Source organism: Streptomyces europaeiscabiei (assembly GCF_036346855.1).
In the GTDB taxonomy this organism is placed as follows: Bacteria; Actinomycetota; Actinomycetes; order Streptomycetales; family Streptomycetaceae; genus Streptomyces; species Streptomyces europaeiscabiei.
On sequence record NZ_CP107841.1, the window covers coordinates 3,652,562 to 3,678,105 of the forward strand.

Below are 25,544 nucleotides of genomic sequence, written 5' to 3' on the forward strand. Positions count from 1 at the left end.
CGCCGTGGAGCGTCTGCCCGTTGCCGCGGCGGGCATGCTGGCACCGTCCTGCCATGGCCGCAAGAGGCCATGGCAGGAGCTCTACGTTCTCCCCCCGATCCGCCATGATCAGTGGTGCCCCGCAGCGGGCATGTCATGTACTCCACACGAAAGAGGAGCATTGTGCATTCCTCGACGAGCTCTCGGCGCCTCAGCGTCCTCGCCTTCCTCGCCCTGGGCTCCGCCGCGGCGACCCTGATCCTCGGCACCTCCGTGGGCGCGTCGGCGGGCACCCGGCTGGTCGCCGACGACGGGCTGCCGGACATCGTCAAGCCGAAGGACCCGGCCACGGGCAGCATCGAGCCCGGCGTGATCGTTCCCGGGCACAAGGTGACATGGACGTGGGACGACCAGGACTGACGGGGCCCACCTCACGGCCTCGTGCCACGCCGAGCCGCGGATCGGACCGAAGCCCGGCTCAACAGGACACCGACACCCAGAGGATCCCCTGAAGAAGCGGCACCTCGCAGCCAGTGGCATCCTGGCCCTGGCGGCCGTCGCCGTGGCGCAGCCCTCGGCCTCGGCGGCCACCCTGAGCGTGAGCAACGCGGGCTCGCGGGCCTCGTACAACACGGCCACCGCCGTGCTGGAGGTCTGTGACATCGACGGCGCGGACGGCAAGCGCGCGGTCGCGACCCTGGAGCGGAGCGGCACGGTCATCCAGCTGCTCCGGCAGGTGTCCGCCACCAACGGCGCCGGCAACAGCTGTGCGCGGGCCGCCGTGCCCGTGGCCTCCGGCTCCACCGTCATCCTGACCGCCCGGGTACAGGCCGGCGCCTCGGGTGCGCCCGAGGACGAGGTGAGCAGGCAGCTGAGGTTGCCGTAGCGGCCCGGAAAGCCTTCCGGTGCCTCACGGATCCTGTCGGCGAGGTGCCCCATCCCGTTCGTGACGGCCCGTCGGTTCTCCGACGGGCCGTTTCCGTGACCGGGGAAAGGCCCGGAGGCAGATGCGACTGGGGACGCGACGCCCGGCTGACAGCAACGCCAAACCGACGACGACACCAAGCCGACGGCGACACCCGGCCGAGCGACACCCGGCCGACGGAACGGCTCTGGTCGAACCAACTGCTCGTGACGGCCCGTCGGTTCTCCGACGGGCCGTTTCCGTGACCGAGGAGAGGCCCGGAGGCAGATGCGGCTGGCTGGACCCCGCCGCAGAGGGACGTCCGGCTGAGGAGGCACCGGCTGAGGGGCTGCCCCCGGTGCCCGCCTCCCTTCAGCCGTCCTCACTCACACGTCGAACCCCCCGTGCCGGACAGCGCCTCCTCGATCCAGGCCCGGTCACGGGCGATGTCCGCCTCCTTCGTGGTCCAGATGTCGGGCTGGGCACTGTCGTGCGGGATGCCGACGAGGACGTGGTCGCCCTGCTTCAGCCGGGGATCGGCGTCGCGGTCCATGGGGAAGACGATCCGGTCATCGCCCTTGTCGGGCTTGATCCAGCGGTCCACCTCGACCGTGATCCGGTCCTGGTGGGCACCGGTCACGGGTTCGACCTCGCGGACGGTCCCCTCGACGATGAGGCGGGCACAGGAGACGTATCCCTCAGGGCTGAGCGAGGCGGAGCTGTCCCCGCCGCCGTCCTCCAGGCTGCCGCCCCCCTTGGCAGCCGACTCCTCGGCGACACCCGAGTCGGCTGACGACTTCGAGCTGTTCATCCCGGCGCCGGCCTGTACGACAACCCAGCCCACGCCGAGGACCACGGAGGCGGCCGCGGCGGCGGCGAGGGTACCGAAGGTGATCTTCAGGGCTCGCCGGGCGCGGGACGGCCGCGGCAGCAGGGGCGTCACCGACGTGGTGGGGGCCTGCGCGGGCCCGGACACGCGCCCGGAGTCCGTCTCGGCACCGGCCGCGTCCCCCGGCCGCGCGGCCACGGGTCGCCCCGGCGGGGCCCCGGCCGCGGCGTCCTGACCCGTCACCGCCAGCGCCTCACCGATCAGCCCCAGCTGCTCCCTCAGCAGCGCGATGTCGGCGGCGGCCGCGTCCCGCGAGGCCACGAACTCGGCGTCACGCAGGGCCTCTTCGGGCAGCGGTTCGTCGAGAAGGGCGGCCATCAACGCGTCCATGCCGGCGTAGACGGAGCCGTCGTGACCGACGTCGTCATGACGCCGAGCGCCGTCGTGCGCGGGCCCGACGCGCTCGGCGCCGTCACCCAGGGCGAGCTCGTCGTGCTCGCCGTCCCCGTGCTCACCGTCCCCGCGCGCGATGTCGTCGTACTCGGCGTCGCGCCTGCTGTCGTCCCGGGCGGCCACGTCACACCACCTCGTCCTCGTGCAGGCGGTTGCGCAGCGCGCGGACCGCCGAGTGGAGCCTGCTCTTGACCGTGCCCTCGGGGATGCCGAGTTCATCGGCGATCCCGCGCACCGGCAGGTCGGCGTAGAAGCGCAGGACGAGCACCTGACGCAGGGCGTCGGGCAGCTCGTCCAGGCCTCGGGCGACGGCGAGCGAGAGCACGCTGGAGTCCTCGCCGGAGGGGTGCGCCGCCGGTTGCCGCAGCGAGGCCAGGCGCTCCCCCAGGCGCTCCTGGCGCCGCTTGGCGCGGTGCCAGTCCATCGCCAGGTTCGACGCGACCACCGCCGCCCACGCGGACACGTCCCGCGGTGCCTCACGGCCGCTCGCGGCCCGCTCCAGCAGCCGCAGCCGTACCTGCTGTACCCCGTCCAGCAGGTCCGACTGCGGCACACCGCCGAGCGCGAGCACCGCCCGCACCCGCCGCTCCTGGGCCGTGTCCAGTGGGTCGTCGGCCTCCTGGACCCCCTCGACGACCCCCTCGACGTGGCGCGCCTTTCTGCGCAGCACAGTCCCCCCTCCCCTCCCGCGTTTCCCCTACGACGCCGCCGCCGGCCGAAACGTTCGAAGGGTTCGGCCCGACTTTCCCGGCGGAGCGCAGAGGCGTACGTCACACCTTCGCGTGCACCCGGGTGCCGTGGGCAGGGTCGGGGCAGCACAGCTTGCGGTACGGGGCCACCGTAGGGCGAATTTCTCCAGCTCAGCCGGGGTGACGGCCAAAGAAGCGGCTCCGGTGCCCGGGCCGCTCGCGTCCTGTCCGTCGCGCGTCCTGGTCAAACGATTGGACAGGCGGGCCCGGCCTGACCGCATGATGGAAACGCCTCGGCCATGCCGCAGACACACACAAGCCACGTAAAAGGAGTCGCCGTGAGGGTCGGAATCGTCGGAGCCACCGGTCAGGTCGGCACGGTCATGCGCAGGATCCTCAAGGACCGGGACTTCCCGACGAGCGAGCTGCGCCTGTTCGCGTCCGCCCGCTCGGCCGGTTCGGTCATCGACGGTGTGACGGTCGAGGACGCAGCGACCGCCGACTACTCCGGCCTCGACATCGTCCTGTTCTCCGCGGGAGGCGCGACCTCCCGGGCGCTGGCCGAGAAGGTGGCGTCCCAGGGCGCGGTCGTGATCGACAACTCCTCCGCGTGGCGCCGCGACCCCGAGGTCCCGCTGGTCGTCTCCGAGGTGAACCCGCACGCGATCGCCGACCGCCCCAAGGGCATCATCGCCAACCCGAACTGCACGACGATGGCAGCGATGCCGGTGCTGCGTCCCCTGCACGACGAAGCGGGTCTCGAAGCGCTGGTCGTCGCCACCTACCAGGCGGTGTCCGGCTCCGGCGTCGCGGGCGTCGCGGAGCTGCACGGCCAGGTCCAGAAGGTCGCGGCGGACGCGGACAAGCTGACGCACGACGGCTCGGCGGTCGACTTCCCCGAGCCGGGCGTCTACCAGCGGCCCATCGCCTTCAACGTCGTCCCGCTCGCCGGTTCGATCGTCGACGACGGTCTGCACGAGACGGACGAGGAGCAGAAGCTCCGCCACGAGTCCCGCAAGATCCTGGAGATCCCCGGGCTCAAGGTCTCCGGCACCTGCGTCCGCGTCCCGGTCTTCTCCGGCCACTCCCTCCAGGTCAACGCCCGCTTCGCGCGCCCGATCTCCGTGGAACGCGCGACGGAGCTGCTGGCCGGCGCCCCCGGCGTCACCCTCTCCGACATCCCGACCCCCCTGCAGGCCGCCGGCCAGGACGCCTCCTTCGTGGGCCGCCTGCGCGCCGACGAGACCGTCGACAACGGCCTCGCCCTCTTCGTCTCCAACGACAACCTCCGCAAGGGCGCGGCGCTCAACGCGGTGCAGATCGCGGAGCTGGTGGCGGCGGAGCTGAGCGAGAAGTAGGCACGGGTGGGCGGGGCGGTCACTCTGCAAGGGGTGGCCGCCCCGTCGGCGTCACGGCCGTCGCACCTCGTACAGGAAACAGCCGTACTCGACGGCCCGCACCTGCACGAGTGCGACGTCGGGGTCCGAGAAGGCCTCGGCGAAGGCGGCGTCGAAGCCCTCGGGTCCCTCGGGCTCCTGGACCAGCCGTCCGCCGAGAATGCGTCCGTCGGCGGAGTAGCGGCGAACCGTCCGGTGGGCGTTGCCGAACGGGTGACCGTCGCCGACCGGACCCGGGCATGCCTCGGCATGGACGAAGACGGGCCCCTGCTCGTCGTACGCCCCCGGATCGGCACCCGTCCGCGCCGCCCAGCGCCGGAGGGGCGCGTAGGACACCAGGACGATCCGCTCCCCGGGTTCACCGCGCCGCAGACAACAGCGCAGCGGCGCGCCGCCCTCGTCGTCCGTGAACGGCTCGCGCGAGCGCCCCGAGTCGTCGGCCGAGCGGAGTTCCGTCAACGCCTCCGGGTCAATGGGGCGTGGGATGTATGTGGTTGTCGTAGGCGTGGTCATGTGCCCCAGGCTCGCGCGCGCACGGCCTGTTCACCGGCGGGAAACGGACATCGCGTTCCCCGCCGGTGCCATGGAAGGATGGCGCAACCCACACATACCGAGGAGATGACCGCGTGCCTGGCACAAACCTGACCCGCGACGAGGCTCAGCAGCGGGCGGCGCTGCTCAGCGTCGACTCGTACGAGATCGATCTCGACCTCTCCGGCGCGCAGGAGGGCGGCACCTACCGGTCCGTGACCACGGTGCGCTTCGACGTCGTCGAGAACGGCGCGGCGTCCTTCATCGACCTGGTGGCCCCGACCATCCACGAGGTGACCCTCAACGGCGACGCGCTGGACCCGGCGGAGGTCTTCAAGGACTCCCGGATCGCCCTCCCCGGCCTGCTGCAGGGCCGCAACATCCTGCGGGTCGTGGCCGACGCCGCGTACACCAACACGGGTGAGGGTCTGCACCGGTTCGTCGACCCGGTCGACGACCAGGCGTACCTGTACACCCAGTTCGAGGTCCCCGACGCCCGCCGTGTCTTCGCGAGCTTCGAGCAGCCGGACCTGAAGGCGACCTTCCAGTTCACGGTGAAGGCCCCGACCGGCTGGACCGTCATCTCCAACTCGCCGACACCGGAGCCCAAGGACGACGTCTGGGTCTTCGAGCCGACGCCCCGTATCTCGACGTACATCACGGCCCTCATCGTCGGCCCGTACCACTCCGTGCACAGCGTGTACGAGAAGGACGGGCAGAGCGTGCCGCTCGGCATCTACTGCCGTCCGTCCCTCGCCGAACACCTGGACTCCGACGCGATCTTCGAGGTCACGCGACAGGGCTTCGACTGGTTCCAGGAGAAGTTCGACTACGCGTACCCGTTCAAGAAGTACGACCAGCTGTTCGTGCCGGAGTTCAACGCGGGCGCGATGGAGAACGCGGGCGCGGTGACCATCCGCGACCAGTACGTCTTCCGCTCGAAGGTGACGGACGCCGCGTACGAGGTCCGCGCCGAGACCATCCTCCACGAGCTGGCCCACATGTGGTTCGGCGACCTGGTCACCATGGAGTGGTGGAACGACCTCTGGCTGAACGAGTCGTTCGCGACGTACACGTCCATCGCCTGCCAGGCCGACGCGCCCGGTTCCCGGTGGCCGCACTCCTGGACCACGTTCGCCAACTCCATGAAGACCTGGGCGTACCGGCAGGACCAGCTGCCGTCCACGCACCCGATCATGGCGGAGATCCGCGACCTGGACGACGTGCTCGTCAACTTCGACGGCATCACGTACGCGAAGGGGGCTTCCGTCCTGAAGCAGCTCGTCGCGTACGTCGGCCAGGACGAGTTCTTCCGGGGCGTGCAGGCCTATTTCAAGGCGCACGCGTACGGCAACACGCGCCTGTCCGACCTGTTGGGCTCCCTGGAGGAGACCTCCGGCCGTGATCTGAAGGCCTGGTCGAAGTCGTGGCTGGAGACGGCGGGCATCAACGTCCTGCGCCCCGAGATCGGGACGGACGAGCACGGTGTGGTCACCTCCTTCGCGATCCGCCAGGAGGCCCCGGCGCTGCCCGCGGGCGCGAAGGGCGAGCCGACGCTCCGCCCGCACCGCATCGCGGTCGGCCTGTACGAACTGGACGACGACAGCGGCAAGCTGATCCGTGACGAGCGCATCGAGCTGGACGTGGACGGCGAACTGACCGCCGTGCCGCAGCTGGTGGGCAGGCGCCGTCCCGCGGTCGTGCTTCTCAACGACGACGACCTGTCGTACGCGAAGGTCCGCCTGGACGAGCAGTCGCTCGCGTTCGTCACCGAGCACCTCGGCGACTTCGAGGCCTCCCTTCCCCGCGCGCTGTGCTGGGCCTCGGCCTGGGACATGACACGTGACGCGGAGCTGGCGACCCGCGACTACCTGTCCCTGGTCCTGTCGGGCATCGGCAAGGAGTCCGACATCGGTGTCGTGCAGTCCCTGCACCGTCAGGTGAAGCTGGCGATCGAGCTGTACGCCGACCCGACGACCCGCGAGGCGCTGCTGACCCGCTGGACGGACGCCACGCTCGCGCATCTGCGCGCCGCGGCCGCCGCCTCCGACCACCAGCTGGCCTGGGCCCGCGCGTTCGCCGCGACCGCCCGCACCCCCGAGCAACTGGACCTCCTGGAGGCCCTGCTGGAGGGCACGCAGACGATCGAGGGCCTGGCCGTCGACACCGAGCTGCGCTGGTCCTTCGTCCAGCGGCTCGCGGCGGTGGGCCGCTACGACGAGGCGGAGATCGCCGGCGAGTACGAGCGCGACAGGACGGCCGCCGGCGAACGCCACGCCGCCACCGCCCGCGCCTCCCGCCCGACCCCCGAGGCCAAGGCCGAGGCCTGGTCCCAGGTCATCGAGTCGGACAAGCTCCCCAACGCGCTCCAGGAAGCGGTCATCGGCGGCTTCGTCCAGACCGACCAGCGCGACCTTCTCGCCGCCTACACCGACAGGTACTTCGAGGTGGTGAAGGAGATCTGGGAGTCCCGCTCCCACGAGATCGCCCAGCAGATCGCGGTCGGCCTCTACCCGACCGTCCAGGTCTCGGCCGACACCCTGCACAAGACGGACACCTGGCTGAACACCGCCGAGCCCAACGCGGCCCTGCGCCGCCTGGTCTCGGAGTCCCGCTCGGGCGTGGAGCGGGCCCTCAGGGCCCAGGCCGCGGACGCGGCGGCGACCACGGCGTAGCGAAGGACAGGCCGTACGACGCCGGGGCGGCCGGACGGCGTACGACGAGAAGGGGCGCCCGGTGACCGGGCGCCCCTTTCCCGTGCCGGACGGGCGTCCCCTAGACGGTGGTTGACGTCCGCCGGACGGCGGTTGACGTCCGCTGCCGCCCTCCACCCCGCGGCCCTCCCCACGGCCGGCGGGTCGGCGTCGGTGTGCGCGGCTGGAGCTGGCCCAGGACCGTCGCGCCGAAGGCGACACTCATGCCGAGGAGTTGGAGGGGCGTGAGGGACTGGCCGAGGGCCGCCCAGCCGACGACGGCCGCGGTGAGGGGGGAGAGGGGGCCGAGGAAGGTGACCTGGGTGGCGGAGAGACGGCCGATGCCCCGGAACCAGAGCCAGTAGGAGACGGCGGTGTTGGCGAGGGCCAGATAGAGGTACCCGCCGATCGCCCGGGTGTCCAGGGCCGGGGGCGCGCCCTCCACGAAGAGGGCGAGCGGGGCGATCAGGAGGCCGCCCGCGGTCAGTTGCCATCCGGTGAGGGCGAGGGGGCCGACGCCGGCCGGGCGGCCCCACCGCTTGGTGAGGACCGTGCCGGTGGACATGGAGGCGGTGGAGGCGAGCGCCGCGAGCAGCCCGACCGGGTCCAGCGCACCCGCCGCCTTCAGTACGACCAGGCTGACGCCGAGGGCCGCGGCTATCCCGGTGAGCAGCGTGCGTACGGTCGGCCGCTCCCCCAGCAGCACGGTCGCCAGGCCCGCGACGAACAGTGGCCCGATCGAGCCGACGACCGCCGCCATACCGCCCGGCAGCCGGTACGCGGAGAGGAAGAGCAGCGGGAAGAAGGCGCCGATGTTCAGCGCGCCCAGCACCGCGGCCTTCCACCACCAGACCCCGCTCGGCAGCCTGCGGGAGAGGGCCAGGAGCAGCAGCCCCGCCGGGAGCGCCCGGACCAGGCCCGTGAACAGGGGGCGGTCGGCCGGCAGGAACTCCGTCGTCACGGCGTAGGTGGTGCCCCAGGAGAGGGGGGCGAGTGCGGTCAGGGCGATGAGGGGGAGACGACTCGCGGTGTGCGCGGTGTGCGCGGTCATGGGACGCGTCCTTCGCGGCGGGAGGGCCTGCTCGATCGACGTACAGGGTTAACTTGCTTGTGATTAGCTTAGCGCTAAGCCACTTTCCGTCAAGCTACTTTCTTGCGGCCGACCCATCGGCATCCGATACTCGCCCCATGAACGCGCGCTCCGAGCCCGGCAGGCCCCTCCGCGACCCCGTCGACGTGATCGTCGACCAGTGGGCGATCGCACGGCCCGACCTCGACATCACCGCGATGGAGGTGTTCGGCCGCGTCCACCGGCTCTCGCGGGCACTCGGTGACCGGTTGGAGAAGGTGTACGCGCGGTTCGGGATCTCACGCGGCGAGTTCGACGTGCTCGCGACCCTGCGGCGGTCCGACGAGCCGTACACGCTCTCACCTCGCGAGCTCTCCGCCACCCTCATGCTCACCACCGGCGGTATGACCGGCCGCCTCGACAAACTCGAACGCGCGGGCCTCCTCCGCCGCTCCCCCGACCCGCACGACCGCCGCGCCCTCCAGGTCACCCTCACCGACGACGGGCTGCGCCTGATCGACGACGCCCTTGTCGCGGGCCTCACCGTCCAGACGGAGGCGCTCTCCCACCTGAACGACGAACAGGCCGGCCAACTGGCCGGCCTGCTGAGGCTGCTGGTGGTGGGGACGGGGTCGTGACCGCGGACCGAGGAGCCGTACGGGAAACCGTACGAGAAACCGTGCGCTCCTCCCGAGGCAGAGACGCCATCCGAGACACCGCCCGAGAGGCCGTCCGAGACACCGTCCGAGAGGCCGTCCGAGAGGCCCGCTAGGACGCGGCGTCGGCACCCAGCCACGCCGTCAGCGCCGCCTCGACCGTCGTGGCGTCCGCGCCCTCCACGCCGTCGGCCGCCCAGGCCACGTACCCGTCGGGGCGGACGAGGACGGTCGTGCGGCGGTCGCTCGCCCAGGTCTCCACGGCGAGACGGCCCTTGCGGGACGGGGAGTCGATGTCCCACGCGGGCGGGGCGGTCCGTGGGGTGATGAGGACGAAGCGGCCGTCGCGCAGCGACTCGTAGAGGCGGCCGTTGGCGAGGCGGACGTCCGGGACCCGGGTGCCGACCAGGCGGTGGGCGCCGCGGGGTGCCGCGTACCGGTAGCCGATGCCGGTGATCTGACCGATCGCGCGTGTGCGGGCGAGGGGAAGGCGGTTGACGAGGGTGGTGAGGGCGCCGCGGAACGCCAGGGCCCACGGGGACTTGACCATGACGAGGCGGACGATGCCACCGCTGCTCCGGAGCACCGCCCTGCCCACGGGGTGGCGTTCGGCCTCGTACGTGTCGAGGAGGGCGGGGTCCGCGTGGCCGCGCAGAACGGCGGCGAGCTTCCAGCCGAGGTTGGCGGCGTCCTGGAGGCCGGTGTTCATACCCTGCCCGCCGGCCGGGGTGTGGACATGTGCGGCGTCACCGGCGAGGAGGACCCGGCCCACCCGGTACGCGGGGGCCTGGCGCTCGTCGCTGTGGAATCGGGACATCCAGCGGGCGTCACGCATGCCGTAGTCGCGGCCGAGCGCGAGCCTCGTGATCTCCCTGACCTCGTCGAGGTCGAGCGGCTCACTGTCGGGGACATCGCGGCCCCGCCGCCAGCCGATGACCCGGTAGTAGCCGTCGCCGAAGGGGGCGAGGAAGGCGAAGGCGTCGCCGACGGCGTTCGCGGTCAGCACCTGCGGCGGCTCCTCGTCGAGCCGTACGTCCGCGAGAACCACAGAACGGATGACCGACTTCCCCGGGAACGGCAGCCCGATCGCCTCGCGGACCGCGCTGCGGTGACCGTCCGACCCGACGACGTACGCGGCGGTCAGCCGGTCCGTCCCCCCGTCCGCCGTCCGCACCTCGACCGTGACCACGCCCGTGCGGGTACCCGCCCCGGAGCCCGTGTCCGGGTTCGCGTCCACGTCCACGCCCACACCCGGGTTCGGGTTCGGGTTCGGGTCCGCCTGCCCGTCCACGCTCTGCCCGATCGCCGTCACCTCCGTCTCGTACCGGAACCGCACCCCGGCCTCCACCGCCCTCCGCTCCAGGACCCTCTCCACCTCGTACTGCGGGATCACCAGCAGGTGGTTGAAGCGGGAGGGGAGGGTGTCGAGGCGGAGGGAGAGGCGCCCGAAGAGGTCGATGCGGTCGAGGATCCGGCCCTTGGCCTCCAGCTCGTCGGCGAGGCCTCGGGCGTCGAGCTGCTCCAGGGTGCGGGCGTGCACGGCGAAGGCGCGGGAGAGGTTACTGACGCCGTGGCGACGCTTCTCGACGAGCGTGACCGGGATGCCGGCGGCGGCGAGATCACCGGCCAGCAGCAGACCGGTGGGGCCCGCGCCCACGACGACGACGCCGCGGTCGTCCCTGGTGTTGCCGTGTGTGCCGTGCTTGCCGTTCATGGCGGCCTCCTGCCAACACGTGTTGGCCAACGGTTGTTGGCCAACGCCTGTTGTCAAAGTAGAGATGCATCGCTGGACTGTCAACACGCGTTGGCCTACGTTTGTTGGCATGACCGATACGGAACCCACGCCTCCCTCCCCCGCCCCGGCAGTACCCGCGAAGACCGCCCGCCGCTCCGATGCCACCCGGCACGCGATCCTCCTGGCCGCGCGCGAGCGGTTCGCGGCCGACGGGTACGACCGGGCCACCATCCGGGCGATCGCCCAGGACGCGCGGATCGATCCGTCGATGGTCATGCGGTACTACGGCTCGAAGGAGGGGCTGTACGCCGCGGCGCTCGACGTGGACCTGCTGCTGCCGGACCCGGCCGCGTTCGACGCGCGGGACGTGGGCCGGGTGCTGGTGAGCCACTTCCTCGACCTCTGGGAGCGGAACGAGGTGCTCACCGCGATGCTGCGGGTCGGCGCCACCCATCAGGCGGGCGCCGAGCGGATGCAGGGCGTGTTCCGGGACCAGTTGCTGCCGCTCGCCCGCCATGTGTGCCCCGACCCCGAGCAGGCCGCGACCCGGGCGGCGCTGTGCGCGTCACAGGTGCTGGGGATGGCACTGACGCGTTACATCCTGCGGTTCCAGCCGGCTGTCGCGCTGAGCCGCGAGGAGATCGTGGAGTGGCTGGGACCTACGGTGCAGCGGTATCTCACGGCGCCGTACCCGACGCCGTACCCCTGAGCCGACGCACCGTCACAGCGATGGCCGCCCCGGAACGCGACGAGGGCACCCCCGGCGCACGGATGTGCGGAGGGTGCCCTCGATGAAAGCGTCGAGACAGGCGGAGCGGAGGCGGTCAGGCCTTCGCCTTGGCCTTTGGCTGACGGTCCGTCGACCCGTCCAGGACCCAGACCAGGCCGGCGATCACCGCGAACAGCGCGAGCGGCGCCACGACGAAGAGTCCGAGCGTGTCGATCACGCTGAGGCCCGGGCCCGGGTCGTCGCCGTCGTCGGGCGTCACCGCGAGCGCGGGGGACGACATGAGCAGCATCATCAGCGTCGTACCGGCAGCCAGGGCGCCGGCGCGCAGGGCGTTCTTCTTGTCCACGCGCTAAAGGTAACGAACGTGGGTGAGCTTCGCGCGACCGGGGGCGCCTAATAGCTCGAGGGCGGGGGGTGTGTTGGCGGGTGCGGGTCGTCGGTGGTTGCTCGCGCAGTTCCCCGCGCCCCTGAAAGACCACGGCCCGGCGGGCCTGAAGACCAGGGCCCGGCGGGCCTGAAGAGCAGGGCCCGGCGGGCCTGAAGAGCAGGGGGCGGCGGGCCTGAAGAGCAGGGGGCGGCGGGCCTGAAGAGCAGGGGGCGGCGGGCCTGAAGAGCAGGGGGCGCAGCCCCTGCTCTTCAGGGGCGCGGGGAACTGCGCGACCAGCCCCCACCGAACCCGCACCCGCCGATCGACCGAACCCCCGGCTCTCACGCGCCCCTCAGCACATCCACCAGCGCATGCAGCCGAGGTGACGCCGCCAAGTCCTCCAGCGTCACCGGACGCCCCGCCGCGTCGGCGATCGGCAGGCGCCAGTTCGGGTACTGGTCCCACGTGCCGGGGAGGTTCTGGGGGCGGCGGTCGCCGAGGGTGTCGGGGAGCCAGAGGCCGATCATGCGGGCAGGGGTGCGCAGGAGGAAGCGGTGGAGGGCCTGGATCTGGTCCTCCTCGGAGGTGGTGGAGATACCGCCGCCGGCGCCGTCCAGCAGGCCCAGCCTGGCGAGGAGGGCCAGCCATTCGCCCGCGTCCGCGGCGGCCTCCGCCCGCTCCTCGTCCAGGGAACGGGTGAGCAGGCCCAGGCCGTGGCGGAGGTCGACGTGGTCGCAGGTCAGCCGGGAGGCGGTGGGCGGGAGGTCGTGGGTGGTGGCGGTGGCCAGACAGTTCGCGCGCCAGCGTTCGGGCGGGAGGGGGCGGCCCGTGCCCTCCCAGTCACGTTCGAACCACAGGACGGACGTGCCCAGGACACCGCGGGCGTCGAGGGCCTCACGGACGCCCGGCTCGACCGTGCCGAGGTCCTCGCCGATCACCAGGGCACCGGCCCGTGACGCCTCCAGGACCAGGATCGCGAGCATGGCATCGGCGTCGTAGCGGACGTACGTGCCCTCGGTCGGGGCCTGGCCCTGCGGGACCCACCAGAGGCGGAACAGGCCCATGACGTGGTCGATACGGAGGGCGCCCGCGTGACGGAGGAGGGCACGGAGGAGGCGACGGTAGGGGGCGTAGCCGGACTCGGCGAGGCGGTCGGGGCGCCAGGGAGGCAGGCCCCAGTCCTGGCCGCGGGAGTTGAAGGCGTCGGGGGGCGCGCCGACGGACATGCCGGCCGCGAAGTACTCCTGCTGGGCCCAGGCGTCGGCGCCGCCGGGGTGGACGCCGACGGCCAGGTCGTGGACGAGGCCGATGGGCATGCCCGCGTCGCGCGCGGAGCGCTGCGCGGTGCCGAGCTGGGCGTCGGTCAGCCAGGCCAGGCGGGTGTGGAAGTCGACGCGGTCCATCAACTCCCCGCGGGCGCGGGCGGTTTCTGCGGAGCGAGGGTCGCGCAGGCCTGTCGGCCAGCGATGCCAGTCGGAGCCGTGGACCTCGGCGAGCGCGCACCAGGTGGCGTGGTCCTCCAGCGCCTGGCCCTCCTCGGCGAGAAAGTCCCAGTACGCGGCCCGTCGCCCGGGGCCGAGCGGCACGGCACGCACCAGCTCCAGCGCCTCCCGCTTCAGGTCCCACACCGCGTCCCGGTCGATCAGCTCGCCCTTGGACAGGACGGACTCCCGCAGACGCACGGCCCGTTCGAGCAGCACGCCGACGCGGTCACTGTCGTCGGGGGACGAGGGGGAGGACGAGGAGGACGAGGAGGACGAGGAGGAGGCGGCGGAGGCGGCGGAGGCGGCGGAGGCGGCGGAGGCGGCGGCGGAGGTCGCCGAGAGGGCGTACGGGTATTCCGCTACGTCCTCCACGCGCAGGTGGACGGGGTCCGGGTAACGGCGGGAGGAGGGGCGGTAGGGGGAGGGGTCAGTGGGGGTGCCGGGGACGGCCGCGTGCAGCGGGTTGACCTGGACGAACCCGGCGCCGAGGGCGCGGCCGGCCCAGGCGGTGAGTTCAGCGAGGTCGCCGAGGTCACCCATGCCCCAGCTGCGCTGCGAGAGGAGTGAGTAGAGCTGGACGAGGAGGCCGTACGTGCGGCCGGGCGGGGCGGGCAGCCGGGCCGGGGCCACGACGAGGTGGGCCTCGGCGGTGCGGCCGTCGGGGGCGGTGGCGCGCAGTGCGTGTACGCCTGGGGGCAGCTGGTCGACGCCGGTGCGGAGTTCGCCCTGCTCGGTCTCGACGCGCAGCCGGGTGCCGTCCGGGAGCGCGGCCAGCGCGGCGGGGTGCCCGCCGTCGGCCCAGCGGACCACGGTCGGCGGCAGCAGCCGTTCGCCCAGTTGCCGTTCGCGTGCCGCGAGGGCGGCGGTCACGGCCTCGGGGGTGCTCGCGTCGACGTCCAGCGCGGCGAGGGCGGCCACGACCGCGCCGTCCGAGGCCGCGACCGTACGGTCCGGGGAGGGGCTGTAGGAGGTGGCTACGCCGTGCAGGGCGGCGAGCCGGGCCAGCGGGGTCTCGGGCACTGGGCTCGAACCCCCTGGGTCTTCTTGCATCTAGACCCCCGATGCGGCGCCGTTGGACGTGGGTTCACTGGTGAGGGGGGCCGCGTCCGTGAGGGGCGGCTCGCTGGTGAGTGGTTCGGCGTCGGGGAGCGGAGGCTCGCTGGTGAGCGGGACGTCGGCACAGGGGCCCTCGGCGCTGAAGACACAGACGTGGGGTTCGTGGAGCTCGTAGGGCTCCGCCGTGCGTTTGGAACGGGCCGGGGTCGGAAGGTGAGCCGGTGCGGCCATGTGGGGCCTCCTTGTCGTCGTACGGCGATGGGGTGCGGGTCCGGGGTACTCCAGCCCTACCCAGCGGACGCCGCCGCAGACGTGGGTGGCCGGACATCGTGGTTTTGCTCACTTGTACGGAGGGGTTCCCGAATCCCCGGCGCCGGCCGTGGCCGGACCGTTCCCCCATTCCCCTCTTCCCTCTTCCCTCTTCCCTCTTCCCGATCACTATTCACTCAGTACATGTACTCAGTGCATACTGATCTCCATGAGCACCCGTCACATCCTGTTGGGCCTGCTCGCCGGTGGGCCGAGCCATGGCTACGACCTCAAGCGACGGCACGACGAACGCTTCCCGCAGGCCCGCCCGCTGGCCTACGGGCAGGTCTACACGACCCTGCAGCGGCTGGTCCGCGACGGGCTCGCGGAGATCGACGGCACCGCGGCGGACAGCGGCCCGGAGCGGACGCTGTACCGCTCCACGGACGAGGGGGCGCGCGAACTGGCCGAGTGGGCCGGGGAGATCACGCCGCCCGCGCCGTTCGTCACGAACGAGATCTTCGCCAAGCTCGTCGTCTCGATCCTCGCCGACGGCGACCCGGCCGCCTACCTACGGGCGCAGCGCACCGCGCACATGGCACGCATGCGGGAGCTGACCGCCGTGAAGACCGCGCCGGGGGCCGATCTCGCGACCGTGCTCGCGGCGGACTACGCCCTCAACCATCTCGACGCCGATCTCCGCTGGATGAACACCACCGCGGCCCGGCTGACCACCCTGACCGCGGAGGTCGACGCAGCATGAACGAGAAGAACCCCAGCCCCATGCCGCTGCTCGCGGCCCGTGGCCTCGTCAGGGAACACGGCAGGACGCGGGCGCTGCGCGGCGCCTCGATGGAGCTGCGCGAGGGCGAGATCCTTGCCGTCACCGGGGCCAGCGGCAGTGGTAAGTCCACGTTGCTGCACTGTCTCGCGGGCATCGTCCGCCCCGACGAGGGCTCGGTGGCGTACGCCGGGAAGCGGCTCGACCAGCTTCCCGAGAAGGAACTGAGCGAGCTGCGCCGGACGGACTTCGGGGTCGTCTTCCAGTTCGGGCAGCTGATACCGGAGCTGACGGCCGTCGACAATGTCGCGCTGCCGCTGCTGCTGGCCGGCACGGCCCGCTCGGAGGCCCGGGAGCGGGCCGGTGAGTGGCTGGAGCGGTTCGGCGTGCGCGGGCAGGAGGAGCAGCGGCCCGGTGAGATGAGCGGCGGCCAGGCGCAGCGGGTGTCGCTGGCGAGGGCTCTGGTGACCGCGCCGAAGGTGGTGTTCGCGGACGAGCCGACCGGGGCACTGGACTCGCTGGCGAGCGAGCAGGTGATGGCGGCGCTGACGCACGCAGCCCGGGAGTCCGGTACGGCGGTGCTGCTGATCACGCACGACGCGCAGACCGCGGCGTACGCGGACCGCGAGGTAACGCTGAGGGACGGGGTCGTGGTGTCCGAGGCCGACGCCGCGCTGGAGGTGTCCCGATGAGTGCGCTGGCGAACGATCTCCGGCTGGCCGCCCTGCTGACCCGGGGCTCCGACCGGCGGGAGTGGTGGCGGGTGACGCTGACCGCACTCGGGGCGGCCCTGGCCACCGCCTTCGGCATGGCGGCGGCCGCACTGGCCTCGCTGGAGGGCCAGTACAGCGTGCAGTTCGGCAGCGGGCTGCTGGACAGCCCCAACTCGCGCTCCGGGGTGATCGTCAGCCTGCTGTTCCTGCTGGTCCCGGTCCTCGGGCTCCTCGGTCAGTGCACCCGTGTCGGTGCCGTGCACCGTGACCGGCGGCTGGCCGGGCTGCGGCTGGCCGGGGCGTCGGTGGCCCAGGTGCGCCGGATCGCGGCACTGGAGACGGGAGTGGCCTGTCTGGTCGGCTCCCTGGTCGTCACGGTCTTCTTCGTGCTGCTTCTGCTGGGCGTGTGGTCCAGCCCGCCCGCCCTGGCCTGGGTCGGCATCGCCCTGGTGGCGTTGGGAGTGCCTGCGCTGGGCTCGGTCGCGAGTGTGCTGGCGCTGCGCCGGGTGGTGGCCACTCCGCTGGGCTGGGTGCGCCGGGTGCGGCCGAGCACGGGCCGTGGGCCCGGGTGGGTGTTCCTGGGCGCGGTGGCGCTGGTGGTGCTCGGGGCACTGCTCTTCGTCGCCAACACCAACCGCGACATGCCCAACAATTCGTTCAGCCACCCTCCGGTGACGATCCCCGGCCTGCTGCTCGCGGTGGGCGCGGGCGCGGTATGGCTTTCGGGCAAGGTCTCGAAGCTCACGGGCCGACTGCTCGCCCCGCGGGCCGGGAATCCGGCAGTGCTGATCGCCGCCGAGCGGTTGCGCGACGATCCGTGGGCCTCGGCCCGCACCCACGCGGCCGTCCTCGTGGGGACCGTCGTGGGCAGCGGGTTCGTCGGCGTACGGCAGGCGTTGCTCGCGGACGTGAACAGCAGCAAGCACATGTCCGAGCAGGCGTCCTTCTACGTCACCGGGGTGCACCTGACCGCGGTCGCGATCATGGTCGGTTTCGCCATCACCTTCTTCGGGCTGGCCGTCGGTACCGCCGAGTCGCTCGCCACGCGCCGTCGGGGCCTCTCCGTGCAGGTGGCCGCCGGGGTGCCGTACGAGGTGCTGAGCCGTGCCCTGCTCCTGGAGACCGCCCTGCCGCTGGCGCCCTCGGTGCTGGTGGCCGGGGCCGGGGGCTCCGCGATCGCCTTCGCCTACGTCATGGCCCTGCAGGGCACGGCGGTTCTGCCGTTCGGTGCCCTGCTCGTCCCCCTCGCGGTGTACGGCGCCTGTCTGCTGGCGGCGGCCACCTCGCTGCCGCTGCTGCGCCGCACGGTCCGGCCTGCCGAGCTGCGGTACGCCTAGGCCCCCAAGACCCGGCGGCCCAGGAGACACGGGGGTGTTCCTGGGCCGCCGGCAGGTGTGGGCAGAGCGGTGGGGGCGCCCGGAGAAATCCGGGCGCCCCCACCGCTCTGCCCAACCGCGAACGCGCCTGGCGCTACTTCGGCACCCCCGAAGGCGCGATCGGCGTCGCCCGCTCCGACTGCGGTGACGTGGTGGACGCGTAGGCCGACGGGGCCGCCACGCCGGCCGTCGGGTCGGCGTCCGGATTGTCGGCCGCGAGGGCCGGGCCGCCGCCGACGATGGGGATGTCGGCGGCGTCGAAGGCCTTCTTGATGCGCCAGCGCAGTTCGCGCTCGACGGTGAGGGCCTTGCCGGGCATGGTCTTGGCGGAGACGCGGACGAGCATCGAATCCAGGAGCACGTCGTCGAGGCCGAGGACCTCGATCGGGCCCCAGAGGAGCTCGTTCCAGGGGTCCTCCTTGCTCATCGCCTCGCCGACCTCCAGGAGGGTGCGGCGGACCTTGTCGAGGTCCTCGTCGTAACGGACGGTGACGTCGACGCCTGCCGTGGCCCAGCCCTGGGAGAGGTTGCCGATGCGCTTGACCTCGCCGTTGCGGACGTACCAGATCTCGCCGTTGTCGCCGCGCAGCTTGGTGACGCGCAGGCCGACCTCGATGACCTCGCCGGAGGCGACGCCCGCGTCGACGGTGTCGCCGACGCCGTACTGGTCCTCAAGGATCATGAAGACGCCGGAGAGGAAGTCCGTGACCAGGTTCCGGGCGCCGAAACCGATGGCGACGCCCGCGACACCGGCGGAGGCCAGCAGCGGGGCGAGGTTGATCTCGAAGGTGGCGAGGACCATCAGGGCGGCGGTGCCCAGGATGAGGAAGGACGCCACCGAGCGCAGTACCGAGCCGATGGCCTGGGAGCGCTGGCGGCGGCGCTCGACGTTGACCAGCAGACCGCCCAGGGTGCCGCCCTCGACGCCCGGGACGGAGCGGTTCATCCGGTCTATGAGCTTGGTGATCGCCCGCCGGACGAACACTCTCAGCACCGCCGCTATCACCACGATCAGCAGGACGCGGAGACCTATGGCCAGCCATGTGGACCAGTTCTCCTCCACCCAGCTGGCGGCGTTGGTCGCGCTCTCCTGGGCGTCCTCCAGCGACGGCACCGCGGGGGTCGTCGACGTCTCCGAGGGGGACGGCGACGGCGAGGCGGCGGCCGGTAGGAGGGGCAGGGAAGAAACGGACGACACGGCGGGTACCTCCAGGTGCGTTATCTGCCCTCCGGTGCGGCGGTCAAGATCCGTCGGGTCACGGATGGGTCACCGGACGGGCAGGCCCACCACACTAACGGGGCATTGTGTGGAGGTCGTCGCCATGTTCGAGGGAGACAGGGCGCTCACCAGGGAGTGAAGGGAGCACGCGGCGGGGGATGAATCAAGGTGTGGTCGAAAACACTCCCAGCCCGTTACCGGGACATGGTGGCGCTTCCACCAGGCATGAGGGGAGACTGACTACGGATCGTCCACGGCGCGAGCCACGCGCCGCCGGCGTACAAGGAGGCATCCGTGCCGCACGTCCTGGTCCTCAACGCGTCGTACGAGCCGCTCGGTGTCGTACCGCTCCGCCGCGCGCTCGTCCTCGTCCTGGAGAACAAGGCGGTCTCCCTGGAAGAATCCGGCGCCTACCTGCACAGCGCGACCGTCACAGTCCCCGCACCCAGCGTGGTCCGGCTCAAGCGATTCGTCCGGGTTCCCTATCGGGGGCCCGTTCCTCTGACCCGTCGGGCGCTGTTCGCCCGCGACGGGGGCCGGTGCATGTACTGCGGTGGCGTCGCAACCAGCGTCGACCACGTCATCCCGCGCAGTCGCGGGGGCAAACACGTCTGGGACAACGTCGTCGCGTCGTGCCGCCGCTGCAATCACGTCAAGGCCGACCGCCATCTCGTCGAGATCGGCTGGCGGCTCCGTCACAAACCCGCTCCGCCCACGGGTCTGGCCTGGCGCATCATCGGCACCGGCCATAGGGACCCGCGCTGGCTGCCCTACCTGCAGCCGTTCGGCGCGGACGACGCGATGGCCCGGATCGACGGCATCTCCGCCTGACGGTCCGGGTTTTTGCATGCCGGGTGCCCCTCCCCGCGGGGCACCCGGAACGCCAACATCCGTTTGACCTGCGGCTTCTTTACCGTCTTCACAGGTACCCCGCCTACCCCTCACACAAGTGATCGCCTAGTGTCACCTCCACAGGCGGCCCTTGTTCTGGAGCGCAACGCCCAGGGGCCCGCCTCGAATGTGGGGACTCATGCGCAAGCTCGCCATAGGTGCCGCCGTGTCCGGCGCCCTGGCTCTCACCGGCCTGGCCGCGCCCGCCGCGCTGGCCGACTCGCCGGACCTGACCTTCGGCGCCATCACGGTCAACAGCGGCAAGCCGATCGTGGTCGGCACCAAGGCCGCGGTGACCGTTCCGGTCACCTACAGCGTCACCCGGCCGACCGCTTTCAAGGTCGACTACAAGAACAACTTCCTGGGCATCGCCCTCTACCGCGGCAGGCTCGCGGAACCCGACAACGCCATCGAGGGCTCCCCCAAGAAGCCCGTGTGCACGCCGACCGCGACGACCGACACCACGGTGACCGAGTCCTGCGCGACGAAGCTCACCATCGATCCCCGGGACAGCCTCTTCGAGGGCGCGGACGCCACCACCTGGAAGGCGGCCGCCTTCTACAGCGAGCAGGCCATCGACGAGGACGACTCCGACGACCACATCAGCTTCCACCTCGGGAGCGACATCTGGGGCAACCTCGGCACCGCCAAGCTCCAGCGGCTCGCCAAGGCCACCGTCAACGCCACCCCGGAGCCGGTCGTCAAGGGCAAGACCCTGACCGTCAAGGGCACGCTCACCCGCGCCGACTGGGACGCCTCCCGCTACGCGGGCTACAAGGGCCAGAAGGTGACGCTCCAGTTCAAGGCCAAGGGCGCCACCGCCTACACGGACGTGAAGACGGTGACCTCCGGCACGGCCGGCGCCCTGTCCACCACCGTGAAGGCGTCGAAGGACGGCTCGTACCGCTACAAGTTCGCCGGTACGTCCACCACCGCGGCGAAGACGTCCGCGGCGGACTTCGTCGACGTGAAGTGACATGAGGTAACACCTCGTCCCGCGTTGCGGGACACCGCCCCCGGGTAACGACTCCGTTGCCCGGGGGCTTTTTTGTTGGCCGGATATTGACGCCCATCTGGTCTAGTCCTATCGTCCTGGCATCCGACAGGAAACTTTCCTAACAGTTGGCAGGTGGCGGACCATGGCAGGAACCCCCCGTGTACTGCGCGCCATGAACGACCGCGCCGCGCTCGACCTGCTGCTGGAGCACGGGCCGCTCTCCCGGACCCGGCTCGGCAGGCTGACAGGACTGTCCAAGCCGACCGCCTCGCAGCTCCTGGCCCGCCTCGAAGCCGCCGGGCTCGTGATCGCCACGGGCACCGGTACGGACGGGTCCGGTACGGGCGGACCCGCCGAGAGCGACTCCGGGGCGGGCCGACCCGGCCCCAACGCCCAGCTCTACGCGGTCGACCCGACCGCCGCGTACGCCGCGGGCCTGGACGTCACCCCCGAACGCGTCCTGGCCGCCGTCGCCGACATCACCGGCCGCACGGTAGGCGAGCACGCCGTCCCCACCCCCGGACGACGCCCCGCCGAACCCGTCGTACGGCAGGTCACCACCGCCCTCGACGGGGCGGTCAAGGCCGCCGGACTCGTCCGGTCCGACGTGCGCCGGCTGGTCATCGGCACGCCGGGCGCCTTCGACCCGGGCACCGGGCGGCTGCGGTACGCCTCGCACCTGCCCGGCTGGCACTCCCCCGCCCTCCTCGACGAACTCGCCGCCGTGCTGCCGATGCCGGTGGAGTACGAGAACGACGTGAACCTCGCCGCCCTCGCCGAACAACGGCTGGGCGCGGCCAAGGGCCACGAGGACTTCGTCCTGCTGTGGAACGAGGGCGGTCTCGGCGCCGCCGTGGTCCTGGGCGGACGGCTGCACCGGGGGTTCACCGGGGGCGCCGGCGAGGTCGGGTTCCTGCCGGTCCCCGGCGTACCGCTGGTCCGTCACGTCACCAAGGCCAACAGTGGCGGCTACCAGGAACTCGCCGGTTCGCAGATCATTCCCCGGCTCGCCCGCGAGCTGGGGATCTCCCCGGTGCCGGAGGGGCCGTACGCCGAGGTCGCGGCGGTGCTCGTCGCACGGGCCGCCGCCGACATCGACTCCGGGTCCCACCGACAACTTCTGGCCACCTACGCCACCGGGCTCGCCACGGGTATCGCTTCGCTCGTAGCCGTACTCGACCCCGAACTAGTCGTCCTCAGCGGTACGGCGTTGACCGCCGGCGGCGAGCCGCTGCGGGCCCTCGTCGAGGCCGAGCTGGCGGAGCTGGCCGCGTCCAGGCCGCGGCTCGTTCTCGGCGATGTGCGTGAACACCCTGTGCTGCGGGGGGCACTGGAGAGCGCGCTCGCCGCGACCCGTGACGAAGTCTTCGACACGTTGACGCTTCGCTGAATCGGCCGACTCACAAGCCGTCCGACAACTGCGGGCCGTTCGTGGCCGGTCGCGCCCACGCGGCGGAGCCGCACATCGACACAGCCCCGCGCCCTTCGGGGCGCTTCACCTCACCTCTCTCCTCAGGAGGCCTCGCCATGTCCGGAATGTCCAAGAAAGCGGCGATCGCACTCGCCGCCGCAGCCTCCCTCTCCCTCCTCGCCACCGCCTGTACCGGTGAGGCCGGCACCGCCGCCTCCGACGATCCGAACGCCAGGACGACGATCACCTTCTGGCACGGGTGGAGTGCGCCCGGCGAGGTGAAGGCGATCCAGGCGAATGTGGACCGGTTCGAGAAGGCGCACCCGAACATCACGGTGAAGGTCGTCGGGAACATCAACGACGACAAGCTCAACCAGGCGCTGCGGGCGGGCGGTTCGAACGGGCCCGACGTGGTGTCGTCCTTCACGACGTCGAACATCGGCAAGTTCTGTTCGTCGGGGGCGTTCGCCGATCTCAAGCCCTTCATCGAGAAGTCGAAGCTCGACCTCGACAAGATCATCCCGAAGGCGATGCTGGACTACACGCAGTTCGAGGGCACCCGGTGCGCGCTGCCACTGCTGGGCGACGCGTACGGGCTGTACTACAACAAGGACGCGTTCGAACAGGCGGGCATCAAGTCGCCGCCGAAGACGTGGTCGGAGTTCGCGAAGGTCGCCAAGAAGCTGACCAAGACCGAGGGCGACAGCTACTCGCAGCTCGGGTTCATGCCGAACTACCACGGCTACGAGACGGTCGTGGACCACTACATGTCGCAGTGGGACCACGCGTACTTCAACGCGGAGGGCGAGTCGAACATCTCCGAGGACCCGGCGTTCGCGGAGATGTTCAGGTACCAGAAGAGCCTGGTGGACTCGCTCGGCGGCTTCGCGAAGCTGGAGAAGTACCGGAACACCTTCGGTGACGAGTGGGGGGCCAAGCACCCGTTCCAGACCGGCCAGGTGGCCATGCAGCTGGACGGCGAGTGGCGGCTCGGGATGGCGAAGGAGGCCGGGACCGACTTCGAGATCGGCACCGCGCCGATGCCCGTGGCCGACGACGAGGTCGACGAGTACGGCAAGGGCTTCCTCTCCGGCACGATCATCGGCATCGCCCCGCAGAGCAAGAAGCAGAACGCGGCCTGGGAGCTGGTGAAGTACCTGACGACCGACACCGAGGCCGTCGTCTCCTTCGCCAACGCCATCCACAACGTGCCGTCCACGTTCGCGGCCCTCAAGTCGCCCGACCTGAAGGTGGACGAGGGCTTCCGGACGTTCCTGGACATCGCCCAGAACACGCACTCGAACACCCCGCCGGCCTCCATCAACGGCTCGACGTACCAGACGACGCTCCAGGACTTCGGCTACCAGTACGAGTCCGGCAAGGTGAAGGATCTGCAGAAGGGTCTGGAGAAGACCGCGACGCAGATCGACACCGACATCGCGCAGGCGAAGTAGCGGTATCCGGCCGATGTCCACGCACTCCCTGCGCGTGTCCACGCACACGCTCCGTTCGAAGCGCCGCCGGTCGGCGCTTCGGACGGTGGCCTTCCTGTCACCCTGGCTGATCGGGTTCGGTGTCTTCTTCGCCTATCCGCTGGTGTCGACCGTGTACTTCTCGCTGATGAAGTACGACGGCTTCGGTACTCCGGTCTTCCGCGGCCTGGGCAACTGGTCCTACGTCTTCGACGACTACCCGCTGTTCTGGCCGGCCCTGCGCAACACGCTCTGGCTGGTCCTCGTGATGGTGACCTGCCGGGTGGTGTTCGGGCTCGGCGTCGGTCTGCTGATCACGAAGATCAAGACCGGCGCGGGCGTCTTCCGCACCCTCTTCTACCTGCCCTACCTGGCCCCGCCGGTCGCCGCGACCCTCGCCTTCGTCTTCCTCCTCAACCCCGGGACCGGGCCGGTCAACTCCGTCCTCGACGGGCTGGGCCTGCCGACGCCCGGCTGGTTCACGGACCCCGCCTGGTCCAAGCCGGCACTCACCGCGCTCGCGCTGTGGGGCGTGGGCGACCTGATGGTCATCTTCATGGCCGCGCTGCTCGACGTGCCGAAGGAGCAGTACGAGGCCGCCGAGCTGGACGGGGCGTCCGCCTGGCAGCGGTTCCGGTACGTGACGCTGCCGACCATCTCGCCGATCGTGATGTTCGCCGTGGTCACGGGCGTGATCCAGACCATGCAGTACTACACGCAGCCCCTGGTGGCCGGGAAGGTCGCCTCCGGCATCATCGGCGGCTCCGGCCAGCAGTTCGAGCCGGGCTACCCGGACAAGTCGACGCTGACGCTGCCCCAGCTCGTCTACAACCTCGGCTTCCAGCGCTTCGACTACGGCTCCGCCTGTGTGGTCGCCCTCGTGCTGTTCGCCCTGTCGATGGTGTTCACCGCGCTGCTGATGCGGCGCCGGGGCGGACTGATCGGAGCGGGTGACTGATGACCCAGGCAACGCAGGTACTCGACAAGCCCGTGGCACCGGTCACCGCTCCGGCGAGTGAACGCACCGCCCGCCGCCGGGCCCTGCTGGAGTGGATCGCGGTCCACTCGCTGGGCGTGGCCGTCGCGCTCTTCTTCACCCTGCCCTTCGTCTTCGTCGTGCTGACCTCGCTGATGGGCGATCAGCAGGCCCTCACCCGTGACCTGGTGCCGGACACCTGGGAGTGGAGCAACTACCGGCAGGTTCTCGACACCCCCGGCTTCCTGACCTGGTGGAAGAACACCCTGATCTACGCGGGCCTCGGCACCGCCCTGACCGTCGTGTCGTCGGTCCCCGTGGCGTACGCGCTCGCCAAGTTCCGCTTCCGGGGCCGTAATCTGGCGTTGATGCTGGTCATCTCGATGATGATGCTGCCACCGCAGGTCGTCGTGATCCCGATGTACCTGTTCTGGGCCAAGCAGATGGACCTGTCCGGCTCGCTGTGGCCGCTGATCATCCCGATGGCGTTCGGGGACGCGTTCTCCATCTTCCTGCTGCGGCAGTTCCTGATGACCATCCCCAACGAGTACCTGGACGCGGCCCGGGTCGACGGCTGCGGCGAACTGCGCACCCTGCTGCGGGTCGTCCTGCCGATGGCGAAGCCGGGCATCGCGGCCGTCGCGCTCTTCCAGTTCTTCTACGCCTGGAACGACTACTTCGGCCCGCAGATCTACGCCTCCGAGAACCCGGCCGCCTGGACGCTCAGTTACGGCCTGGAGTCCTTCAAGGGCGCGCACCACACCGACTGGAACCTGACCATGGCCGCGACCGTGCTGGTCATGGCCCCCGTGATCCTCGTGTTCTTCTTCGCTCAGAAGGCGTTCGTCGAGGGCGTCACCCTGACCGGCGTAAAGGGTTGATCCACG

The 25,544-nt window shown here is 71.3% G+C and carries 24 protein-coding genes; 15 read left to right on the forward strand and 9 right to left on the reverse strand.

The features are described from left to right. Window positions 1-162: 162 nt before the first annotated feature. Entirely contained in the window at window positions 163-399 is a 237-nt protein-coding gene (locus OG858_RS15760; protein ID WP_086750265.1) for a hypothetical protein, read from the forward strand. 142 nt (window positions 400-541) lie between these two features. Further along, the gene (locus OG858_RS15765; protein WP_319064833.1) at window positions 542-865 is read left to right on the forward strand and encodes a hypothetical protein; all 324 of its coding nucleotides are present in this window, start codon (window positions 542-544) and stop codon (window positions 863-865) included. Between the two features lie 400 nt (window positions 866-1,265). On the opposite strand, the gene OG858_RS15770 is transcribed toward OG858_RS15765, so the two are convergent. Then, a complete protein-coding gene (locus tag OG858_RS15770; protein ID WP_319064834.1) occupies window positions 1,266-2,288 on the reverse strand; it encodes a hypothetical protein in 1,023 nt (340 codons plus the stop codon). A gap of 1 nt (window position 2,289) precedes the next feature. Next, window positions 2,290-2,835 (reverse strand): sigma-70 family RNA polymerase sigma factor, encoded by a 546-nt coding sequence (locus tag OG858_RS15775; protein ID WP_086750268.1) that lies wholly within the window; start codon window positions 2,833-2,835, stop codon window positions 2,290-2,292. A gap of 357 nt (window positions 2,836-3,192) precedes the next feature. On the opposite strand from OG858_RS15775, the gene OG858_RS15780 reads away from it, so the two are divergent. Beyond that, window positions 3,193-4,212: an aspartate-semialdehyde dehydrogenase gene (locus OG858_RS15780; protein WP_319064835.1), complete on the forward strand. Its 1,020-nt coding sequence runs from the start codon at window positions 3,193-3,195 to the stop codon at window positions 4,210-4,212. Window positions 4,213-4,263: 51 nt separating this feature from the next. Here the strand turns inward: OG858_RS15780 and OG858_RS15785 are convergent, their stop codons facing one another. Next, on the reverse strand, window positions 4,264-4,764 hold the full coding sequence (locus OG858_RS15785) for a DUF1203 domain-containing protein (RefSeq protein ID WP_319264005.1): 501 nt from the start codon (window positions 4,762-4,764) through the stop codon (window positions 4,264-4,266). A 113-nt stretch (window positions 4,765-4,877) separates the two neighbouring features. Here OG858_RS15785 and pepN point away from each other — a divergent pair, with 113 nt between their 5' ends. Beyond that, window positions 4,878-7,457, forward strand: a complete 2,580-nt coding sequence (gene pepN, locus OG858_RS15790; protein WP_328544777.1) for an aminopeptidase N — start codon at window positions 4,878-4,880, stop codon at window positions 7,455-7,457. Between the two features lie 100 nt (window positions 7,458-7,557). Here the strand turns inward: pepN and OG858_RS15795 are convergent, their stop codons facing one another. Next, a complete protein-coding gene (locus tag OG858_RS15795; RefSeq protein WP_256960667.1) occupies window positions 7,558-8,526 on the reverse strand; it encodes an EamA family transporter in 969 nt (322 codons plus the stop codon). Window positions 8,527-8,663: 137 nt separating this feature from the next. Here OG858_RS15795 and OG858_RS15800 point away from each other — a divergent pair, with 137 nt between their 5' ends. Further along, window positions 8,664-9,182 carry a MarR family winged helix-turn-helix transcriptional regulator gene (locus OG858_RS15800; RefSeq protein WP_327748896.1) on the forward strand — a complete coding sequence of 173 codons (519 nt, stop codon included), beginning with the start codon at window positions 8,664-8,666 and terminating at the stop codon, window positions 9,180-9,182. A gap of 130 nt (window positions 9,183-9,312) precedes the next feature. Here the strand turns inward: OG858_RS15800 and OG858_RS15805 are convergent, their stop codons facing one another. After that, window positions 9,313-10,914: an FAD-dependent monooxygenase gene (locus OG858_RS15805; RefSeq protein WP_328544776.1), complete on the reverse strand. Its 1,602-nt coding sequence runs from the start codon at window positions 10,912-10,914 to the stop codon at window positions 9,313-9,315. Between the two features lie 109 nt (window positions 10,915-11,023). Here OG858_RS15805 and OG858_RS15810 point away from each other — a divergent pair, with 109 nt between their 5' ends. Further along, the gene (locus tag OG858_RS15810; RefSeq protein WP_319064840.1) at window positions 11,024-11,644 is read left to right on the forward strand and encodes a TetR/AcrR family transcriptional regulator; all 621 of its coding nucleotides are present in this window, start codon (window positions 11,024-11,026) and stop codon (window positions 11,642-11,644) included. 115 nt (window positions 11,645-11,759) lie between these two features. Here the strand turns inward: OG858_RS15810 and OG858_RS15815 are convergent, their stop codons facing one another. The 3 genes from OG858_RS15815 to OG858_RS15825 all read right to left on the reverse strand — a co-directional run bounded on the left by OG858_RS15815 (window position 11,760) and on the right by OG858_RS15825 (window position 14,803). Continuing rightward, window positions 11,760-12,011, reverse strand: coding sequence for a hypothetical protein (locus tag OG858_RS15815; protein ID WP_319064841.1), 252 nt, complete (start codon window positions 12,009-12,011; stop codon window positions 11,760-11,762). A gap of 362 nt (window positions 12,012-12,373) precedes the next feature. Beyond that, window positions 12,374-14,566: a 4-alpha-glucanotransferase gene (gene malQ / locus OG858_RS15820; protein WP_327724057.1), complete on the reverse strand. Its 2,193-nt coding sequence runs from the start codon at window positions 14,564-14,566 to the stop codon at window positions 12,374-12,376. Next, window positions 14,567-14,803 (reverse strand): hypothetical protein, encoded by a 237-nt coding sequence (locus tag OG858_RS15825; protein WP_086754011.1) that lies wholly within the window; start codon window positions 14,801-14,803, stop codon window positions 14,567-14,569. 247 nt (window positions 14,804-15,050) lie between these two features. Between OG858_RS15825 and OG858_RS15830 the strand changes: the two genes are divergently transcribed. The 3 genes from OG858_RS15830 to OG858_RS15840 are packed head-to-tail and all read left to right on the forward strand — an operon-like array spanning window position 15,051 to window position 17,652. After that, on the forward strand, window positions 15,051-15,584 hold the full coding sequence (locus OG858_RS15830; protein ID WP_086754009.1) for a PadR family transcriptional regulator: 534 nt from the start codon (window positions 15,051-15,053) through the stop codon (window positions 15,582-15,584). After that, complete coding sequence (locus OG858_RS15835; protein ID WP_086754007.1) at window positions 15,581-16,294, forward strand: ABC transporter ATP-binding protein; 714 nt, start codon at window positions 15,581-15,583, stop codon at window positions 16,292-16,294. The genes OG858_RS15830 and OG858_RS15835 overlap by 4 nt, the downstream gene beginning before the upstream one ends. After that, entirely contained in the window at window positions 16,291-17,652 is a 1,362-nt protein-coding gene (locus tag OG858_RS15840) for an ABC transporter permease family protein (protein WP_319263996.1), read from the forward strand. The genes OG858_RS15835 and OG858_RS15840 overlap by 4 nt, the downstream gene beginning before the upstream one ends. Window positions 17,653-17,785: 133 nt before the next feature. On the opposite strand, the gene OG858_RS15845 is transcribed toward OG858_RS15840, so the two are convergent. Beyond that, window positions 17,786-18,889 (reverse strand): mechanosensitive ion channel family protein, encoded by a 1,104-nt coding sequence (locus tag OG858_RS15845; protein WP_319263994.1) that lies wholly within the window; start codon window positions 18,887-18,889, stop codon window positions 17,786-17,788. Window positions 18,890-19,204: 315 nt separating this feature from the next. Here OG858_RS15845 and OG858_RS15850 point away from each other — a divergent pair, with 315 nt between their 5' ends. The 6 genes from OG858_RS15850 (at window position 19,205) to OG858_RS15875 (ending at window position 25,538) form a co-directional block, all read left to right on the forward strand. Further along, window positions 19,205-19,741, forward strand: coding sequence for an HNH endonuclease (locus OG858_RS15850; protein ID WP_037703166.1), 537 nt, complete (start codon window positions 19,205-19,207; stop codon window positions 19,739-19,741). Between the two features lie 199 nt (window positions 19,742-19,940). Further along, window positions 19,941-20,777 (forward strand): hypothetical protein, encoded by an 837-nt coding sequence (locus tag OG858_RS15855; RefSeq protein WP_086747918.1) that lies wholly within the window; start codon window positions 19,941-19,943, stop codon window positions 20,775-20,777. 163 nt (window positions 20,778-20,940) lie between these two features. Further along, window positions 20,941-22,188, forward strand: a complete 1,248-nt coding sequence (locus OG858_RS15860; RefSeq protein ID WP_086747902.1) for an ROK family transcriptional regulator — start codon at window positions 20,941-20,943, stop codon at window positions 22,186-22,188. Between the two features lie 137 nt (window positions 22,189-22,325). Next, window positions 22,326-23,663, forward strand: a complete 1,338-nt coding sequence (locus tag OG858_RS15865; protein ID WP_086747903.1) for an ABC transporter substrate-binding protein — start codon at window positions 22,326-22,328, stop codon at window positions 23,661-23,663. A gap of 13 nt (window positions 23,664-23,676) precedes the next feature. Next, window positions 23,677-24,639, forward strand: a complete 963-nt coding sequence (locus OG858_RS15870) for a carbohydrate ABC transporter permease (RefSeq protein ID WP_256960340.1) — start codon at window positions 23,677-23,679, stop codon at window positions 24,637-24,639. Then, the gene (locus OG858_RS15875; protein WP_086747904.1) at window positions 24,639-25,538 is read left to right on the forward strand and encodes a carbohydrate ABC transporter permease; all 900 of its coding nucleotides are present in this window, start codon (window positions 24,639-24,641) and stop codon (window positions 25,536-25,538) included. The genes OG858_RS15870 and OG858_RS15875 overlap by 1 nt, the downstream gene beginning before the upstream one ends. Window positions 25,539-25,544: the final 6 nt, after the last annotated feature.

Excerpts from the sequence above, each read along its gene's own strand:
- OG858_RS15785 (WP_319264005.1), bottom strand. The coding sequence starts at position 4,764 with ATGACCACGCCTACGACAACCACATACATCCCACGCCCCATTGACCCG.
- OG858_RS15795 (WP_256960667.1), bottom strand. The coding sequence starts at position 8,526 with ATGACCGCGCACACCGCGCACACCGCGAGTCGTCTCCCCCTCATCGCC.
- OG858_RS15800 (WP_327748896.1), top strand. The coding sequence starts at position 8,664 with ATGAACGCGCGCTCCGAGCCCGGCAGGCCCCTCCGCGACCCCGTCGAC.
- OG858_RS15805 (WP_328544776.1), bottom strand. The coding sequence starts at position 10,914 with ATGAACGGCAAGCACGGCACACACGGCAACACCAGGGACGACCGCGGC.
- OG858_RS15810 (WP_319064840.1), top strand. The coding sequence starts at position 11,024 with ATGACCGATACGGAACCCACGCCTCCCTCCCCCGCCCCGGCAGTACCC.
- malQ (WP_327724057.1), bottom strand. The coding sequence starts at position 14,566 with ATGCAAGAAGACCCAGGGGGTTCGAGCCCAGTGCCCGAGACCCCGCTG.
- OG858_RS15825 (WP_086754011.1), bottom strand. The coding sequence starts at position 14,803 with ATGGCCGCACCGGCTCACCTTCCGACCCCGGCCCGTTCCAAACGCACG.
- OG858_RS15830 (WP_086754009.1), top strand. The coding sequence starts at position 15,051 with ATGAGCACCCGTCACATCCTGTTGGGCCTGCTCGCCGGTGGGCCGAGC.
- OG858_RS15835 (WP_086754007.1), top strand. The coding sequence starts at position 15,581 with ATGAACGAGAAGAACCCCAGCCCCATGCCGCTGCTCGCGGCCCGTGGC.
- OG858_RS15840 (WP_319263996.1), top strand. The coding sequence starts at position 16,291 with ATGAGTGCGCTGGCGAACGATCTCCGGCTGGCCGCCCTGCTGACCCGG.
- OG858_RS15855 (WP_086747918.1), top strand. The coding sequence starts at position 19,941 with ATGCGCAAGCTCGCCATAGGTGCCGCCGTGTCCGGCGCCCTGGCTCTC.
- OG858_RS15860 (WP_086747902.1), top strand. The coding sequence starts at position 20,941 with ATGGCAGGAACCCCCCGTGTACTGCGCGCCATGAACGACCGCGCCGCG.
- OG858_RS15865 (WP_086747903.1), top strand. The coding sequence starts at position 22,326 with ATGTCCGGAATGTCCAAGAAAGCGGCGATCGCACTCGCCGCCGCAGCC.
- OG858_RS15870 (WP_256960340.1), top strand. The coding sequence starts at position 23,677 with ATGTCCACGCACTCCCTGCGCGTGTCCACGCACACGCTCCGTTCGAAG.
- OG858_RS15875 (WP_086747904.1), top strand. The coding sequence starts at position 24,639 with ATGACCCAGGCAACGCAGGTACTCGACAAGCCCGTGGCACCGGTCACC.